This is a genomic window from Amycolatopsis acidiphila (genome assembly GCF_021391495.1).
GTDB classification, from domain to species: Bacteria; Actinomycetota; Actinomycetes; order Mycobacteriales; family Pseudonocardiaceae; genus Amycolatopsis_E; species Amycolatopsis_E acidiphila.
The window spans coordinates 159,520-176,083 of the sequence record NZ_CP090063.1; the positions used below are offsets into that span (position 1 = coordinate 159,520).

17 protein-coding genes are annotated in these 16,564 nt (G+C 70.8%); 16 read left to right on the top strand and 1 reads right to left on the bottom strand.

What is annotated here, in order from left to right:
* The first annotated feature begins 62 nt into the window (after positions 1–62).
* From LWP59_RS00810 to LWP59_RS00820, 3 genes are all read left to right on the top strand, one after another.
* Complete coding sequence (locus LWP59_RS00810) at positions 63–1,460, top strand: AMP-binding protein (protein ID WP_144632495.1); 1,398 nt, start codon at positions 63–65, stop codon at positions 1,458–1,460.
* Positions 1,461–1,538: 78 nt separating this feature from the next.
* Entirely contained in the window at positions 1,539–2,834 is a 1,296-nt protein-coding gene (locus LWP59_RS00815; RefSeq protein ID WP_229857356.1) for a hypothetical protein, read from the top strand.
* A gap of 38 nt (positions 2,835–2,872) precedes the next feature.
* Positions 2,873–3,574 carry a lysophospholipid acyltransferase family protein gene (locus tag LWP59_RS00820; protein ID WP_144632501.1) on the top strand — a complete coding sequence of 234 codons (702 nt, stop codon included), beginning with the start codon at positions 2,873–2,875 and terminating at the stop codon, positions 3,572–3,574.
* Here LWP59_RS00820 and LWP59_RS00825 read toward each other — a convergent pair.
* Positions 3,571–4,386, bottom strand: coding sequence for an HAD family hydrolase (locus LWP59_RS00825; protein ID WP_144632504.1), 816 nt, complete (start codon positions 4,384–4,386; stop codon positions 3,571–3,573). The genes LWP59_RS00820 and LWP59_RS00825 overlap by 4 nt on opposite strands.
* A 58-nt stretch (positions 4,387–4,444) precedes the next feature.
* Between LWP59_RS00825 and LWP59_RS00830 the strand changes: the two genes are divergently transcribed.
* The 13 genes from LWP59_RS00830 to LWP59_RS00890 all read left to right on the top strand — a co-directional run bounded on the left by LWP59_RS00830 (position 4,445) and on the right by LWP59_RS00890 (position 16,547).
* The gene (locus LWP59_RS00830; protein ID WP_144632507.1) at positions 4,445–5,347 is read left to right on the top strand and encodes an LLM class flavin-dependent oxidoreductase; all 903 of its coding nucleotides are present in this window, start codon (positions 4,445–4,447) and stop codon (positions 5,345–5,347) included.
* 49 nt (positions 5,348–5,396) lie between these two features.
* On the top strand, positions 5,397–6,620 hold the full coding sequence (gene glf / locus LWP59_RS00835) for a UDP-galactopyranose mutase (protein WP_144632510.1): 1,224 nt from the start codon (positions 5,397–5,399) through the stop codon (positions 6,618–6,620).
* Entirely contained in the window at positions 6,613–7,134 is a 522-nt protein-coding gene (locus tag LWP59_RS00840; protein WP_144632513.1) for a phosphatase PAP2 family protein, read from the top strand. Before glf ends, LWP59_RS00840 begins: the two co-directional genes overlap by 8 nt.
* An 11-nt stretch (positions 7,135–7,145) precedes the next feature.
* Positions 7,146–8,135 carry a decaprenyl-phosphate phosphoribosyltransferase gene (locus LWP59_RS00845; protein WP_373299412.1) on the top strand — a complete coding sequence of 330 codons (990 nt, stop codon included), beginning with the start codon at positions 7,146–7,148 and terminating at the stop codon, positions 8,133–8,135.
* Positions 8,132–10,066: an arabinofuranosyltransferase gene (locus LWP59_RS00850; protein ID WP_144632516.1), complete on the top strand. Its 1,935-nt coding sequence runs from the start codon at positions 8,132–8,134 to the stop codon at positions 10,064–10,066. The genes LWP59_RS00845 and LWP59_RS00850 overlap by 4 nt, the downstream gene beginning before the upstream one ends.
* 10 nt (positions 10,067–10,076) lie before the next feature.
* Positions 10,077–11,480 (top strand): hypothetical protein, encoded by a 1,404-nt coding sequence (locus LWP59_RS00855; RefSeq protein WP_229857355.1) that lies wholly within the window; start codon positions 10,077–10,079, stop codon positions 11,478–11,480.
* A 64-nt stretch (positions 11,481–11,544) separates the two neighbouring features.
* The gene (locus LWP59_RS00860) at positions 11,545–12,294 is read left to right on the top strand and encodes a hypothetical protein (RefSeq protein ID WP_144632519.1); all 750 of its coding nucleotides are present in this window, start codon (positions 11,545–11,547) and stop codon (positions 12,292–12,294) included.
* 29 nt (positions 12,295–12,323) lie between these two features.
* The gene (locus LWP59_RS00865) at positions 12,324–12,830 is read left to right on the top strand and encodes a YbaB/EbfC family nucleoid-associated protein (protein WP_144632522.1); all 507 of its coding nucleotides are present in this window, start codon (positions 12,324–12,326) and stop codon (positions 12,828–12,830) included.
* 16 nt (positions 12,831–12,846) lie between these two features.
* Positions 12,847–13,653, top strand: a complete 807-nt coding sequence (locus tag LWP59_RS00870; protein ID WP_144632524.1) for a WXG100 family type VII secretion target — start codon at positions 12,847–12,849, stop codon at positions 13,651–13,653.
* Positions 13,653–15,005: a hypothetical protein gene (locus LWP59_RS00875; RefSeq protein WP_144632527.1), complete on the top strand. Its 1,353-nt coding sequence runs from the start codon at positions 13,653–13,655 to the stop codon at positions 15,003–15,005. The genes LWP59_RS00870 and LWP59_RS00875 overlap by 1 nt, the downstream gene beginning before the upstream one ends.
* On the top strand, positions 14,990–15,451 hold the full coding sequence (locus LWP59_RS00880) for a hypothetical protein (RefSeq protein WP_144632530.1): 462 nt from the start codon (positions 14,990–14,992) through the stop codon (positions 15,449–15,451). The genes LWP59_RS00875 and LWP59_RS00880 overlap by 16 nt, the downstream gene beginning before the upstream one ends.
* Positions 15,448–16,113, top strand: a complete 666-nt coding sequence (locus LWP59_RS00885) for a hypothetical protein (protein ID WP_144632533.1) — start codon at positions 15,448–15,450, stop codon at positions 16,111–16,113. The genes LWP59_RS00880 and LWP59_RS00885 overlap by 4 nt, the downstream gene beginning before the upstream one ends.
* Complete coding sequence (locus tag LWP59_RS00890; protein WP_144632535.1) at positions 16,110–16,547, top strand: hypothetical protein; 438 nt, start codon at positions 16,110–16,112, stop codon at positions 16,545–16,547. Before LWP59_RS00885 ends, LWP59_RS00890 begins: the two co-directional genes overlap by 4 nt.
* Positions 16,548–16,564 lie beyond the last annotated feature (17 nt).

Consider the following 16,564-nt stretch of genomic DNA (forward strand, 5'->3'; position numbering starts at 1 on the left):
CTAACGACGGGCCGCGGGGTAGGGCTCGCCTGAACGGGTGGGGAGTTGTCTACCTTGGTCGGGTGACCCTCATCGGTGACGGCGCCCGGCTCGTCGACGTGGTATCCGGCCGCGTACTCGGCCACGACGACCTCGTGGTCGAGGTCGCCCGGGTCGCGGAGGGGCTCGCCGCGCTGCCGGAGGGAGTGCTCTTCGCCCGCAGCTCGATCGACCTGAGCAGCCTGCTGCACTACCTCGGCGCGTTCGAAGGCGGCCGCGCGGTCGCCCTCATCGACCCCGCGCTGAACACCGAGTCGCTGGGCAGCCTGGTCGCCCGGTTCCGGCCCGGCGCCGTGCTGACCGCCCCCGAGGGCGAGCCGCCGCCCGGCTACCGCGCGAAGGACGGGCACTGGGTGCGCGCCGAGGCCGAGGGGGTGCGGCCGCATCCGGACCTCGCGTTGCTGCTGACCACCAGCGGGTCGACCGGCGCCCCGCACTTCGCGCGGCTGTCGCGGCGGGCGATGCTGGCCAACGCGCACGCGATCGCCGAGGTGCTGGGCATCGGGCCGGACGACGCCGCGCCGACGAACCTGCCGCCGCACTACAGCTACGGGCTGTCCGTGCTCAACTCGCACCTCGCGCGCGGGGCGACGATCGTGATCGAGCCGTCGGGCATCTCCGGCCGCACGTTCTGGGACGCGGTGTCCCGGTGCGGCTGCACGTCGCTCGCCGGGGTCCCGTACCACTACGAGGTGCTGCGGCGCCGGGGGTTCGACCCGGCGGACTACCCGCGGCTGCGCAGGCTCACCCAGGCCGGCGGCAAGCTGCGGCCCGAGCTGGTGACGGAGTTCGACGCGAAGATGCGCGCCGCGGGCGGCGGGCTGTACGTGATGTACGGCCAGACGGAGGCGGCGCCGCGGATGGCGACCATGCCCGCGGAGCTGCTCGCGCACAAGCCCGCCTCCGTGGGGCCCGCGGTGCCGGGCGGGGAGTTCACCGTGCGGCACAACGACGGGACCGAGACGACGCATCCGAAGATCACCGGCGAGATCATCTACCGCGGTCCGAACGTGATGATGGGCTACGCCGAGGACGCGGCCGGGCTCGCGCTGGGCGACGAGCTCGGCGGCGTGCTGCCGACCGGTGACCTGGGGTATCTCGACGAGGACGGGTTCCTGTTCGTCACCGGCAGGCTCAAGCGCATCGGCACCGTGTTCGGCAACCGGATCAGCCTCGACGACCTGGAACAGGCGGCGCGCGCGACCGGCCTGGGCATCGACATCGTCGCCGCGGTCCCGGCGGGGGACAAGGTGGTGCTGTTCGCCGAGGACGTCGGCCCGGACGTGTGCAAGGACGCCTCCCGCGCGCTGGCCGACCGGCTGCACCTGCACGCGTCGGGGTTCGACGTCCGGCCGGTCGACGAGGTGCCGTTGCTGGCGAGCGGAAAGATCGACTACCAGGCCCTGATGGAGCGAATCTAGAATCTCGTCCCAGAAAAGCGGAAACGATTCCCGGCCGGTCACGATACCTTCACCAAGGGAGCCGGAGGGGGAAACTTGGTGCTCGTCGCGGTTGCCGTCTGGTTCGTGCCGGCGGCGGCCGTCCTGCTCACGTGGCCGCGGTCGCGCACCTGGCGGCCCGCGGTCACCCTGCTCGCGCTCGCGTTCGGCCTCCTGCAGCAGCTCGTCTTCGCCACGATTCCCGACAGCGCCTTCGTGACGTTCCGGTACGCGGCGAACATCGCGGCCGGGCACGGCGCGGTGTTCAACATCGGCGAGTACGCCGAGGGCTACTCGAACTTCACCTGGCTGGTGCTGGTCACCCTGCCGAAGGCACTGTTCGGCGCGGACCTGGTGACCGGCGCGGTCGTGCTCAGCTCCGCGTGCGCGCTGGGCTGCGTGCTGCTGGCCGCCCGGTTCGGACGCCTGGCCGGGCTGCTCACCGCCGCCGCCGGCGGGCTGGCCGCCTACGACTGCGCGGGCACCGAGACGCCGCTGTTCGTGCTGCTCGTGCTCGCGGTCCTCTACGCGCTGAAGACACGGCACCCGCTCGCGGCCGGGGTGCTCGCGGCGCTGGCCGTGATGACCCGTCCCGACGGGCTGGTGCTCGCGGCCGCGGCCGGGCTGTGGCTCGCGTTCGAGGCCGCGCGGCACCGGTCGAGCTGGGGTGCGCCCGGCGGTTACCTGCTCGGCGGGCTGGTGCTCGTGGTGCCCTGGCTGGCCTGGCGCGCCACCTACTACGACCAGTCGCCGGCGAGCTGGCCCACGCTGCACCCCTCGTTCTCGTCGTACGCCTTCCTGGTGGCGGCCCTCGCGGCGGTTGGCGTGACCCAGCTGTTCGGCCACCACCGCACGCCTTCGCCCACCCCGCGGCCTGCCACCCGCTGGGCGCCCGTCGTGGCACTCGCGCTGTGCGCGGTCAGCCTCCCGTTCGCCGCGGCCCAGCGGCCCGGCGTGCTCGACTCGCGGGCCCGGCTCGCGCAGGCGGCCGAGATCAGCGGCTGGCTGACCGCCCGGCTGCCGCCCGGCTCGATCATCAGCACCGGCGGCGGTGGCGCGCTGGCCTACGGAGTGGGCAGCAGGGTGTTCGTGGTCACCCCCGGCGTGGGCAACAACGACTACGAGTTCGTCGCGAGCCTGCGCCAGCCTGCGCTGGCGATCACCGGGCTCGGCTACTCCGGACGGCAGCAGTGCGCGGCCGACCCGGCGTATACCGGCCTGTACGAGGTCGCGACCTTCCTGCGGAAAGGCTCGCGGGAGTGGGTCACCGTGTACCCGCGGGACGACCAGGCCGCCACGCTGATCGAGCGGCTGGACGAGGATCCGCGGCTGGTCTACGTGCCGTGCCCCTCGTGATTACCCGAAAGTAACCTACGGTCCCGTAACCTTGCGGTATGGCAGAGCTCGTGTACCCACCCGTCATCCTGTTCGCGAAGACCATGTTCCGGGCCCTCGACCTGAGGCTGCGGGTGGACGGCGGGGAGCGGCTGCCGCGGCGCGGGGGCGCGGTGATCGCGTGCAACCACGTCAGCTACCTGGACTTCATCTTCTGCGGCCTCGGGGCGCAGCCGGCGAAGCGGCTGGTCCGGTTCATGGCGAAGGAGCAGGTCTTCCGGCACCGGATCGCCGGGCCGCTGATGCGCGGCATGGGGCACATCCCGGTGGACCGGCGGGCCGGCCGCGCGTCCTACGACGAGGCCGTCGCCCGGTTGCGGGCGGGCGAGGTCGTCGGGGTCTTCCCGGAGGCGACGATCAGCTCGTCGTTCACGGTCGAGGACATCAAGTCCGGTGCGGTGCGGATGGCCGCGGCGGCGGACGTGCCGCTCGTCCCGATGGCCGTCTGGGGCACCCAGCGCCTGTGGACGAAGGGACATCCGCGCACGCTGACCAAGCGCCACGTGCCGATCTCGGTCCTGCTCGGCGAGCCGATGCGGGTGAGCCCCGGCGAGGACGCCGACGCGCTGACCCGTGAGCTGCGCACCCGGATGGCGAACCTGCTGGACAAGGCCCAGGCGGAGTACCCGGAGCAGCCGTCGGGTTCCGGCGACCGGTGGTGGCTGCCCGCCCACCTGGGCGGGACGGCGCCCCGCCCCTAGAACCAGCGTTCGAGGACCTGGGCCACGCCGTCCTCGGTGTTCGGGCCGGTGATCTCGTCGGCGGCCGCGCGCACGGCCGGATGCGCGTTGGCCATCGCCACCCCGTGCCCGGCCCACCGCAGCATCTCCACGTCGTTGGGCATGTCGCCGAACGCGATCACCCGCTCCGCCGGCACGTCCAGCCGCCCGGCGACCTCCGCGAGCCCGCTCGCCTTGGTGATCCCGTGCGCGGCGATCTCGATCAGGCCCGAACCGGCCGAGAACGTGATGTCGACCGACTCGTCGAGCACCGCGCCGGCCGCCGCGGCCATCTCGTCCGAGGTCATCCCCGGCCTGCTGACCAGCAGTTTCATCGCCGGATGGCCGATGATCTCGCCGCGGGCCACGCGCACGCCCTCACCGTCGCCCCACGGGTTGTGATAGCCGTCCTCGATGACCAGGTTGCGGACGTCCGGGTCCACCGCGCGCTTGCCGATGCGCTCGGCGGCGAACCCGCAGCCCGGGATCGCCTTCTGGACCTCGGCCACCACCGAGCGCAGCAGCATCGGCTCGAGCAGGCCGTTCACCTCGACCACCTGGTCCGCGCCGATGTCGTACAGCACGGCACCGTTCGCGCACACCGCGTAACCGGTCAGCCCGGCGGCTGCCGCGACCGACGGGATCCAGCGCGGCGGCCGGCCGCTCGCCAGTACCAGCGGGACGCCCGCCTCGGCGACCCGGCGCACGACGGCCAGGGTGCGCGGGGCCAGCCGTTCGTGGCCGTCCAGCAGGGTTCCGTCCACGTCCGAGGCGATCAGCAGGGGTTGTTCCACAGTTGAATTGTCCGCTGCCCATTGTTCCGCTGTCCCGGCAGCCCGATAGCGTTGCCCGGTGCGCGTAGGCATTGTGATTCTTCCCGAGGACCGGTGGTGGGCCGCCGAGCCGAAGTGGCGGGCGGCCGAGGAGTACGGCTTCGACCACGCCTGGACCTATGACCACCTGGGCTGGAGATCCCTCGTGGACGGCCCGTGGTTCAGCGCCCTGCCCACGCTCACCGCGGCCGCCACCGTCACCTCCACCATCCGTCTCGGCACCTTCGTCGCGTCCCCCAACTTCCGCCACCCGGTGCCGTTCATGCGGGAGGCGATCACCCTCGACGACATCTCCGACGGCCGGTTCGTGCTGGGCCTCGGCGCGGGAGGCCTTGGCTACGACACCAAGGTGCTGGGCGAGGAGGAGCTGACCCCGCGGCAGCGCGCGGACCGGTTCGCGGAGTTCGTCGAGGCGCTCGACGGCTTGCTGATCACCGACAAGTTCGACTACGAGGGCAGCTACTACCGGGCGCTCGGCGCCCGGAACCTGCCCGGCACCGTGCAGCGCCCGCGGATCCCGTTCCTCATCGCCGCCAACGGCCCGCGCGCGATGGGCGTGGCGGCGAAGTTCGGCGGGGGCTGGGCCACCACCGGGGTCCCGCCCGACGACCCCGAGCGCGCGGGCGCGGCGGACCGCTGGTGGGCGAAGATCGGCGAGCTGGCCGGCCGGTTCGACGAGATCCTCGACAAGGAGGGCCGTCAGCGCGCGGACGTGCACCGCTATCTCAGCCTCGACGCGGCGCCGGTGTTCTCGCTGAGCAGCGTGGAAGCGTTCACCGACGCCGCAGGCCGGGCCGCCGAGCTCGGGTTCACCGACATCGTGACGCACTGGCCGCGCTCGAGTGGTCCGTACGCGGGCCGGGAAACGGTGCTTGAACAGGTGGTGGCCGACGTGTTGCCGGGCTTGCGGAACACCCCTTAACGTGCGGCCGGTGCGGTCGCCCTGCGTAGCGTGGGTACCCTCGACGCCCGTGAGCGAGCACACGAACCGCACTGACTTTTCCGAAGCCGATTTCACCGGGTATGACCTGATCGTGGTCGGCTCCGGGTTCTTCGGGCTGACCGTGGCCGAGCGCGCCGCCACGCAGCTCGGCAAGAGGGTGCTCGTCCTGGAAAGGCGCGCCCACCTGGGCGGCAACGCCTACTCCGAGCCCGAGCCCGAGACCGGGATCGAGGTGCACCGCTACGGCGCGCACCTGTTCCACACCTCGAACAAGCGGGTGTGGGAGTACGTGAACCAGTTCACCGAGTTCACGGACTACCAGCACCGGGTGTTCGGCAAGTACCAGGGCCAGGTCTACCCGCTGCCGATGAACCTGGGCCTGATCAACCAGTTCTTCGGCAGGTCCCACACGCCGGACGAGGCGAAGAAGCTGATCGCCGAGCAGGCCAGCGAGATCGAGACCAAGGACGCGCAGAACTTCGAGGAGAAGGCGATCTCGCTGATCGGCCGTCCCCTGTACGAGGCGTTCTTCCGCGGCTACACCGCCAAGCAGTGGCAGACCGACCCGAGTGAACTGCCCGCGGGCAACATCACCCGGCTGCCGGTGCGCTACAACTTCAACAACCGGTACTTCAACGACACCTACGAGGGCCTCCCGGTCGACGGCTACACGGCGTGGCTGGCGAAGATGGCCGACCACGAGAACATCGAGGTCCGGCTGAACGTCGACTACTTCGACCTGCGCGAGCTGATCCCGGCCGGCACCCCGACGGTGTACACCGGCCCGCTGGACCGCTACTTCGACTACTCCGCGGGCCGTCTCGGCTGGCGCACCCTGGACTTCGAGCAGGAAGTCGTGCCGACGGGCGACTACCAGGGCACCTCGGTGATGAACTACAACGACGAGGACGTGCCCTTCACCAGGATCCACGAGTTCCGGCACTTCCACCCCGAACGCGACTACCCGAAGGACAAGACGGTCATCGTCCGGGAGTTCTCGCGGTTCGCCAAGGAGGACGACGAGCCGTACTACCCCATCAACACCGCGGACGACCGGGACAAGCTCGAGCGCTACCGGGAGCTGGCCAAGCAGGAGGCGGCGGAGCGCAACGTGCTGTTCGGCGGGCGGCTGGGCACCTACAAGTACCTCGACATGCACATGGCCATCGGTTCGGCGCTGTCGGTGTTCGACAACAAGATCGCCCCGCACCTGACCGACGGCGCACCGCTCGACGGGAGCATCGATGCTTGAGAAGGGCAAGACGCCGATCACCGAGGCGGACATCCTCGCCAAGGTGCAGCGCACGCTGAAGCGGCCGGGGACGGTCAAGGCCGCGCGCGGCCTGTCCCACTTCGGCGAGCACAGCGCCGGCTGGTTCGCCGCCGGTCTCGTGGGTGCCGCCGTCGACCGCAAACGCCGCAAGGACTGGCTGGTCGCGGCCGCTGGAGTGGTGGCGGCGCACGGCGCCTCGATCGCCGTCAAGCGGGTGGTCCGCCGCCCGCGCCCGGAGCACCCGGGCGTGGAGGTTCTCGTCGGCACGCCCAGCCGGCTGAGCTTCCCGTCCTCGCACGCAACGTCCACGACGGCGGCGGCGGTGCTCTACTCGGGATTGACCGGGCGTAACCTGGTTCCCGCCCTGGTGCCGCCGATGCTGGCCTCCAGGCTTCTGCTCGGGGTGCATTACCCGACCGACGTGCTCGCCGGAGCAGCCCTCGGTGGCGTGGTCGGTGGTCTGCTGCGCAGGAAGATCCGTAAACAGGGGTAGGGAAAGCCTTCGTGACCAACTCAGTGAACAAGGCCGCCGAGACCGGCGTGGAGACTCCCGAGGAGACCACGCCGGCCGAGGCCGTCGACAGCAAACCGGAGAACGAGCCGGCCTCCGTCAAGCGCGGCCCGGTCCGGATGGTGCTCGGTGTGGTCAAGACCGCACGCCCGCGCCAGTGGGCGAAGAACGTGCTCGTCTTCGTCGCGCCGTTCACGGCGGCGCAGATCACCAACGGTGGGGTGCTGCTCGACGCGCTGATCGCGTTCGTGACGTTCTCGCTCGTCGCGTCGTCGGTGTACCTGATCAACGACGCGGTCGACGTCGAGGCGGACAAGGCCCACCCGACGAAGCGCAACCGGCCGATCGCGGCGGGGGTCGTCCCGGTCCCGGTGGCCTACGCCGCGGCGGTGGTCTTCTTCGCCGTCGGCCTCGGCCTCTCCTTCCTGGCCAGCCCGCAGCTGGCGATCGTGCTCGGCGTGTACGAGGCCGTGCAGCTGGGCTACTGCTTCGGGCTCAAGCACCAGCCGGTGGTCGACCTGGCCATCGTCGGCTCCGGCTTCCTGATGCGCTCGATCGCCGGTGGTGTGGCCGCCGGGATCCTGCTGTCCCAGTGGTTCCTGCTGGTCACCGCGTTCGGCTCGCTGTTCATGGTCGCGGGCAAGCGGTACGCCGAGATCATGCTGTTCGAGCGCACCGGAGCGAAGATCCGGGCGTCGCTGAAGAAGTATTCGGCCAGCTACCTGCGCTTCGTCTGGGCGACCGCGGCCGCGATCCTGATCATGTCGTACTCGCTGTGGGCGTTCACCCTCCGCGAGGGCGCGCACGGCTCGATCTGGCCGATGATCTCGATGGTGCCGTTCGTCATCGCGGTGCTGCGGTACGCGGTGGACGTGGACGGCGGGACGGCCGGTGAGCCCGAGGAGATCGTCCTCAAAGACCGCGTGCTGCAGGTCCTCGGCGTGCTGTGGGTCGTGACGCTCGCGGTGACGTTCTACCTGTGACGACGACGCTGCGGCGCCGCGCCGAGACCGACACGGCGCCCGCGCCGGAGGAACCGCCGATCACCCGGCTCACGCTCGGCCGCACGGTCGCCGAGCTGGTGCTGGGCAGCGTGCTGGCCGTGGTGCTGAGCATGGTGCTGCAGGTCGCGGCGAACCACATCGGCACCGACCCGGGCACCTACGTGCCGAACGCGCTGGTCAACCTGGCGAGCGCGGTCATCCTGCTGGTGTTGTTCGCGTTGCTCGGCTGGGGCTGGGCCGCGCGGTGGCCGTCCTGGGTCAGGGTGGTGGGCGCATGGGCAGCACTGTCGGTGCTGTCGACGCTGCTGCTCGCGATCCCGCTGCAGGCCACCCGGTTCTTCCTCGGCGGCTCGTCCGTCGACAACACCTTCCGCCTCCAGTACATGGAGCGGATGACCGCGGGCCACTCGCTCGCGGACATGAACTACCAGGGGATCGCGCCGTACTACCCGGGCGGCTGGTTCTGGCTCGGCGGCCGGTTCGCGAACCTGATCGGCTGGGACGGCTGGGCCGCCTACAAGCCGTACTCGATCCTCTGGATCTCACTCGCCACCGTCGTCGCCTTCGTGCTGTGGAGCCTGGTCGTCCGCCGTCGGCTCGCCCTGCTGGCCTCGATCGCGACAGTGTTCGCCGGGCTCGTCACCGTCGCGATGGACGAGCCGTACGCGTGGCCGACCACGGCGTGGTTGCCGCCGATCGCGGTGCTCGCGTGGCTGGTCTTCCGCCGCCGCGGTCGCGTTCCGGTGTGGACGCTCCTGCTGATCGGCGGCTACCTGGGCTTCGCCGGAATGACGTACACCCTGCACCTCGTGCTCGGGGTGCTGGCCGTCGTGCTGCTCGCGATCGTCGCCGGGGTGCTCGACGTGCGCCGCGGGGAAGCCGCGGGCGCCACGGTCAAGCGGCTCCTGCTGCGACTGGTCGTCATCGGCGTCGTGACCGGGCTGCTGTCGCTGGTCACCTGGGGCCCGTTCATCCTCGCCGGCGGTCTGGGCAAGCCGAACGTCGCCGCGCACTTCCTGCCGGAGACCAGCGCGGACTTCCCGACCCCGTTCGAGCCGACGAGCGTGTTCGGCTTCCTGTGCCTGGCCGGGCTGGTCTGGCTGGTACTGCGGGCGCGCCGGCACGCGGTCGCGTTCCCGCTGCTGACGCTCGCCGCGCTGGTGTACGTCTGGTTCGGGCTCTCGACGCTCGCGTTGATGGTGCACACCACGTTGCTGTCGTTCCGGTTCGTCGTCACCGTCGACACCGTGTTCGCGGTCGCGGGCGTGTTCGCCGCTGTGGACCTGTTGCGGCTGGTGCCGAAGCTGTTCCGCGACGGACGGCCGGTGCTGGTGACGGGGTTCGTCCTCGCCTTCGTCGCGGCGCTGTCGCTCGCGCAGACCAGCGTCAAGTCCACCGGCGACTCGGTGAAGACGGCCGAGTCGGACTATTACGACAACGGGTTCAACGCCAAGGGCCAGCACGACACCAGCCAGGACGGGGCGTGGACCGGCGAGCTGATCGGCACGATCGACGAGCTGTCCGGCCGCGCGCCGACGCAGGACATCGTGCTCTCGGCGGACGACCGGCTGCTGTCGTTCGCGCCCTACTGGGGCTTCCAGCAGACCACGCCGCACTACGCGAACCCGCTGGCCGGGTACACCCAACGCAACGCCGAGATCAAGTCCTGGACCACGTCGGCGGATTCGGCACAGCTGCTCGACCGGCTCGCGACGAACCCGCACCAGGCGCCGAACGTGTTCGTCCTACGCAAGGACAACGGCAAGCTCGCGGCGTACCTCGCGTCGGACTCGTTCCCCCAGGCGTCGCCGGTGGCCGTCGAGAAGGTGGACTTCGAGCCCGCCCTCTTCGACTCGCCGCGGTTCGTCCGGCGGGACGTCGGTCCGTTTGCCGTCATCGCCCTGCGGTAACAATGTCGGGGTGAGAACGTCCTGGTGGCTGCCCGCCGCCGCCGCGCTGGTCTCGGCGCTGACCTTCCTGGTCGCGAAGGACAGTCTCACCGACGATGCGTACATCACGCTCGACTACGCGAGGAACCTCGCGGTGCACGGGGAATGGGCGCTGGTCTCCGGCCACCCGGCCAACACCGCCACTTCGCCGCTGCACGTCGCGTTGCTCGGGTTCGTCACGTTCCTGACCCGTGTCTCCGGTTCGGCGCATCCGGTGCTGGCGCTCGGCATCGTGAACACGGCGGTGAGCGCACTGCTGGGCTGGGGCTGGTCCAGAATGCGCTTACCGGTGGCGGCGTCGGCGCTCGGGGTCGCGCTCGTCCTGCTCAACCCGCTGCTGCTTTCCGCGCTGGGGATGGAAGTTCTGCTCATCGCCGCGATGCTGGTGCTGCTGGTGGCGTTCGCCGACCGGCCCGTCGCGTTCGGACTCGTCGCGGGGCTCGCCGTGCTGACGCGGCTCGACCTGATCGTCTTCGCAGGGCTGATCGGGCTGTGCTCGGCGCCGGTCCGCCGGCACTTCGGCCGCGCGCTGGGCTGGTTCGCGCTCGTCGCGTTGCCCTGGTTCGTGTTCAGCTGGTTCTTCTTCGGCTCCGCGGTGCCGGACACGCTGGTCATCAAACAACTGCAGAGATCGTTCGGCGGCAACGGTTATCTCGAAACCGGGCTGCACCTGATGTGGGGTCCGGACCCGGTCGCCGTGTTCAGTTTCGCGCCCGCGGAACTGGGTGTCCTCGCCGTTCTCGGCTGGTTGCTGCTGCGCCGCCGCCTCGACCCGTTCGTCGGGCTCGGGCTGGGCGGGATCGTCTACTACCTGGTGTATTCGGTGATCGGCGTGCCGCCGTACCACTGGTACTTCGTGCCGCCGGTGCTCGCGCTGAGCACCGCCGCCGCGGGGCTGGCCGCGCGCCTGCCGTGGCCGCCGCGGGTCGGCGTGCTGTCGCTGGCCGCGCTGCTGGTGGTGGGCTACGCGCCCGCGTTCGCCGGACGGCCGGTGCCGTGGGCGGCGCCGCCGTTCTTCGGAAACTGGGCCAGTGCACGGGATTACGCCCGCGTCGGCCAGGATCTCGCCGCCCGGGCGCCGGGGAAGGCCGTCGGCGCGCCCGGTGAGATCGGCACCCTCGCCTACTTCTGCGACTGCCTGATCGTCGACGGGTTTTCCGATCCCGGACGACTCGGGCCGCAGATCACCCAGCGGATCGACCAGGCGAGCCCGTTCGTGGCGTGGCTGTTCCGGGTGAACTACACGCATTTCGATTGGTCGAGGCCACCTGTCCGGCTCGACTACCAGCTGCGATACGCGCCGGGACCGGGTCCGTGGCAGGTTTTCTCGGTCGCGAAGGGTGTCGGTCACTTCACGCTCGAACCAACTCGCTGAAACCGTAAGCTGCTCGTAAACTCCCTGCACACAGTGGTCGGGGAGAACACAGCAAAGGGGCGTCATGAGCTACCCCCTGTACCGGCACGGCACGTTCGCCGTCATCGACGGGGTGTCGCACCCGGTCTCGTACACGGTCGGCGAGCACTACGTCCACCTGCCTTCCGGCGCGAGAACCGAGCCCATCCCCGTCGACATGTGCGAGCGCGTGATCTCGGTACAGGTCTACGCCGCCTACCGCGGCCACGGCGTCCTGGTCGACGGCATGGGCCCCGCAGGCAACGCCCGGATCATGGAAGCCGAGTGGGACGGGGAGTGGGCCACCGTCAACGGCTTCCTGCACGAGAACAAGTACGAGTACTTCAAGACCGTCGACGTGCGGGACCTGCGGGACTACTACGAGAAGCAGGTCGACCTGCTGTTCCCGCGCTGGCGCGCGGCGCACTTCGCCCGGCCGGTCGACGGCCATCCGCTCACCGGTGGCTGGGCCAACGGCAGTCCCGCCGTGGTCGACGGCCGCCCCCGCTCCGGCACGCTCACGACCGAGGACGGCCGCAAGGCGGAGGTCACCACGCGGGCGGAGTACCTCGGCTATCCGTGCGAGGTCGCGGGCATCTCGGCCGACGGCTCGGTCGGCCTGTACTACCTCGGCCAGGACCTCTCGCGCGCCGACGCGGACGGCTTCGAGCTGACCGTGGACTTCCGGTGGGCCAAGACGGTGCACATCTACGACCTGGCCCGCTACCAGGAGCATCACGCCGACCTGTACTTCGAGGAGTGGCGTTCGGCCCGGGAGCTGGCAAAGGGTACGTAGCTCACTTTTCCACCAGGTAATCTGCGCGCATGACTCCCGAGGACTGGCTCGCGAACTTCGAGTCGAAGATCGCCGACGTGCAGGCGAAGGCCGCGGAGTTCCAGGAGAACCTGGAGACCGCCGGTGCCACCGAGTCCTCGAAGGACGGTTCGATCCGGGTCACCGTCGCCCCCAACGGCGCGCTGAGCGACCTGCGGCTGGCCGATTCGGCGCGCTCGGGCCCCGCGCTGGCGCAGGAGATCCTCAAGCTCGCCCGCAAGGCGCAGCGAGCGGCCGCGGTGCACGTCGCCGAGGCGTTCGCGCCGCTGGGGGCCGACTCCGAGGCGATGCGGATGGTCACCGGCTACATCCCGCCGGAGGAGCCCGAGGGCGAACCGGACGCACCGGCACCGACCTACCGATTCATCGACGAAACGGAACCGCCGCCCGCCCCGCCGCGTCCGACCCAGCAGCCGCAGCCCCGCCCGCGCCGTCACCGGCGGTCCGACGACGAGGACGACGACTTCGGCGACAACTCCTACCTCCGCCGCGACTGACCGGGAGCCTCACGCGATGACCACAGCCACCTCGGGCGCGGGGTTCGTCGACTCCTACGCCGGCCTGGTGGACTCGATCACCAGCGATTCCGAGTCCGAGGGCATGAACGCGCTCGACGTGTCGATCAACGCGGCCGGCGCCGTGGTGGACACGGTCGCGACACTGGCCGACCCGCTCGGCGCGGTGCTGAACGCCGGTGTCGGCTGGCTGCTGCAGCACATCAGCTTCCTGCGGGAACCGCTCGACGCGCTGCTGGGCAACCCGGACGAGATCAACGCGAACGTCGACCAGCTCAAGACCGCCGCCGCGGAGATGCACCAGCTCGCCGACGAGCACCGCCAAGACGTCGGCACGGTGGGGGACTGGTCGGGCGATTCGGCCGACGCGTACCGGAACTCGATGCACCAGCTCGGCGACGAGCTGGAGTCGCTCGGCAAGACGCTCGACGGCACCGCCACCGTCGCCGCGGTGTCCGGGATGCTCGTCTGCACCCTGCGCGAGATCGTCTACGGGCTGATCTCCTCGGTGATCTCCGAGCTGATCCGGGACGCGCTGATCGCGGCGGCCTCGGCGGTGGTGACGCTCGGCAGCTCGATCGCCGCGTTCTGCGGGGTGGCGGGCGTGCGGGCGGCGGCAACGGCGTCGAAGATCGCGGGCAAGATCAGCAAGCTGCTGCAGGCGTTCGCGCGCCAGGGCAGCAGGCTCGCGAAGCTCGCCGAGGCGATGGAGAAGATCACCAAGGGGCTGGACCGGTTCTCCACGGCCGGCGGTCTCGCGCTCGGCGCGTACCAGGCCGTGCAGCCGTATCCGGCGGAGGCGTGATGGCGCGCCATTCGCACACCCCGAGCACGCACCACACGAGCACGTCCACCCCGCACCACACGAGCACCCCGTCCCACCACACGACGGAAACTCCGCACCACACCAGGGAAAGCGGGCCGCCGACCGGTGGCGGCAAGGGCTACCGGTTCGAACCGGAGCAGCTCGGCTCGATGGAGGGCCGCATCGGCGCCACCCGCACGAAGGTCGACGGGGTCGGCCAGCGGGTCGCCTCGACGAACTTCGGCGCCCAATCGATGGGCGTGGTCGGCAGCACCATGACGGGCACCCTGAACAACGCGCTCGGCAGCGCGAAGCAGCAGGTGGCGAAGGCCGGCGAGGCCGTGGAAGGCGCGCGCACGCAGACGAAGTCGGCGCGCGACGCATTGCAGAACACGGACCGGGCGAACGCCGACAGGCTGAACCGGCTCAAGTCCGATGGGGACGGAAAGACCACTCCGTCCTCCACCGCGACCGCCACCAGCCCGTCGGGCACGTCCGCCAGCACGACGTCGCCCGCCGGCGCGGGTGGCGGTCCACCCGGTCCACCCGGTCCACCGCCGCCACCCGGCGGCGGCGGTGGCAGCCTTCCGCCGACGACACCTTCGGGCGGCGGCTCGACGCCGCGCTCCTGGCGCGACGAGATCAAGAACCACTTCAGCGCCAGCGAGCAGCGCGAGCTGGACTCGGCGTTCAAGAAGATGTCCGAGGACCCGCGGCCGGGCGAGGTGCCGGGCTCCGGCCGGCTCACGCAACACGAACGCGAGCTCGCGGCCGAGGCGCAGAAGCTGGTCACCATCTCGCCGGACACCCGGATGCAGAAGGTCATCCCGCCCGCCGACGTCGACAACTACCTGGACGGCAGGTACCAGCAGGTGGGCGGGTTCGCCGCGCGGCAGCAGGACGCCACCCACATGTCCACTCCGGACGATCTCATCCGCGGAAACCGCCTGGACTACCCGGGAACGAAGTACACGACCGGCATGCCCGAGGTGCACGTGATCGAGTTCCGCGCCGGGGCGCCGGACAACTACCAGATCCCGTTCGGCGCACCGCACGGCGGTGCGAGCGGGCTCGACGCGAGCAACCCGGCGGTCACCAGGGCGGGTGACGACATGATCACCGGCGCGCGCACGGCGGGCGTCGACCCGAACACCTACCACCGGCACGACTCGGAGTGGCCCTACAGCGGCATCGGCGTCACCGCGGACAAGGACATGGGCGTGCCCGAGCGCACCATGACCGACCGGAAGGACTTCGAAGACGGTGACATGATGTACAAGTACACGGCCGCGGGCGACAAGGTCCCGGTGGCACGGTTCGACGAGACGATCGGGCAATGGGTGAGGCTGTGATGACCTACCAGCCGCATCGCCAGGGTGTGCACGTCACCGTCAACGGCCGCACGTACCCCGCGCGCTACAACTCCGGCAAGCGCGTCGTGTTCATCTCGCTCGACACGCCTGAGAACCCCGACCCGGACCTGTTCAGCCGGCACGAGACGCACGAGCTGTGGGTCGCGCGGGTGCCTGCCGACGAGTGCGAGCGCGTCTTCCGCGTCTCGCCGTACGCCCGGTTCTTCGGCCATCGGTGCTATGTGGACGGTCTGGCGGGCGGGGCGGCCGAGCTGGTCTACGCCGACGCGGACGAGGACTGGGCCCAGCGCAACGGTTTCCAGCAGCACGACCGCGGCACGTTCCGCCGCACGGTGCCGGTCACCGAGCTGTACGACTACCACGAGGAACAGTGGGACCTGCTGTTCGACGACTGGCGCGCCCGCACGTTCGGGGAGGCGCCATGATCCCCGGGGCCGGACAGCTGAGCGACCACGAGCGCGAGCTCGTCGCCCGCGTGCAGCGGGTCGTGGTGATCGAGCCGAACACCCTGGTGCTCAAGGTGCTGCGGCCGGGCAGCGTCGAGCGGTACCTGCGGCGCGAGGTGTCGCCCGGCGTCTGGGGACAGGCGCCGCCGTTCGACCACCGGCTCGTCGGCGGCAGCGTCGTGCGCAAACAGGACTGCGCGGCGCTGCGGACGCCGGCGGACTTCGTGCGCGCGCTGCGCCTGGACTACCCGCTCAGCCCGTTCCGCCCGGACCAGCCGGTGCTGCACACGATGGAGTTCCCGGCGGTGGACCCGGCCCAGTACGTGACGCCGCTGGGCGCACCGTCACAGCCGTATCCCGAGCAGGGCTTCCCGCCCGACCACGCCGATGTCCGGCTGGTCGCCGCCGCGATGGCGCAGGCCGCCGAGCGAGCGGGCGTCGACCCGAACACGTTCCGCCGGGAGGTCCGGCCGTGGCCGTACACCGGCACGGGCCTGACCGCCGACCCGGACACCGGCGTGCCGGAGCGCTGGCGCCGGTACGGGCCCATCCCGGCGGGCGCCCTGATCGTCGAGTACCCGGTGGGCAAGCCTGTCGCCGTGTACCGCGGCGAGGCGTTCGGCTGGGAGGTGACGCGGTGACCTACCGGCGTCCGCGCTCCGGTGTCATCGCCACCGTCGACGGCCGGGACTTCCAGGCGGACTCATACCCTCGCGAAGGCGTCGTCACGCTCTTCTCGCGCGAAGCCGAAAATCCGGACCCGACGCACTTCGCGCCCGGGAACGGACTGTGGCTGGCGACGGTGCCTCTCGCACGGTGCGACCGCCTCGCGGAGGTGACCTCCGTCGCGGAGTACCGCGGGCACACCTGCCAGGTGGTCGGCATCGACGAGGACGGCACGACCGGGCTGTACTACCTGGGCGACGACATGGCCGCGATGCCGCGCGACGGGTTCGTCCAGGTCGACCCGGGAACCTGGGCGAAAACCGTGCACATCGGAGAACTCGCCCGATACCGGGAACTGCACCGTGACCTGCTGTTCGACGCGTGGGTGCGGGGCGGGGGCAACCGGTAGTCCGGCCGGAACGTACA

Coding starts and splice junctions, on each gene's coding strand:
- LWP59_RS00820 (WP_144632501.1), top strand. CDS start 2,873: ATGGCAGAGCTCGTGTACCCACCCGTCATCCTGTTCGCGAAGACCATG.
- LWP59_RS00840 (WP_144632513.1), top strand. CDS start 6,613: ATGCTTGAGAAGGGCAAGACGCCGATCACCGAGGCGGACATCCTCGCC.
- LWP59_RS00860 (WP_144632519.1), top strand. CDS start 11,545: ATGAGCTACCCCCTGTACCGGCACGGCACGTTCGCCGTCATCGACGGG.
- LWP59_RS00865 (WP_144632522.1), top strand. CDS start 12,324: ATGACTCCCGAGGACTGGCTCGCGAACTTCGAGTCGAAGATCGCCGAC.
- LWP59_RS00870 (WP_144632524.1), top strand. CDS start 12,847: ATGACCACAGCCACCTCGGGCGCGGGGTTCGTCGACTCCTACGCCGGC.
- LWP59_RS00875 (WP_144632527.1), top strand. CDS start 13,653: ATGGCGCGCCATTCGCACACCCCGAGCACGCACCACACGAGCACGTCC.
- LWP59_RS00880 (WP_144632530.1), top strand. CDS start 14,990: ATGGGTGAGGCTGTGATGACCTACCAGCCGCATCGCCAGGGTGTGCAC.
- LWP59_RS00885 (WP_144632533.1), top strand. CDS start 15,448: ATGATCCCCGGGGCCGGACAGCTGAGCGACCACGAGCGCGAGCTCGTC.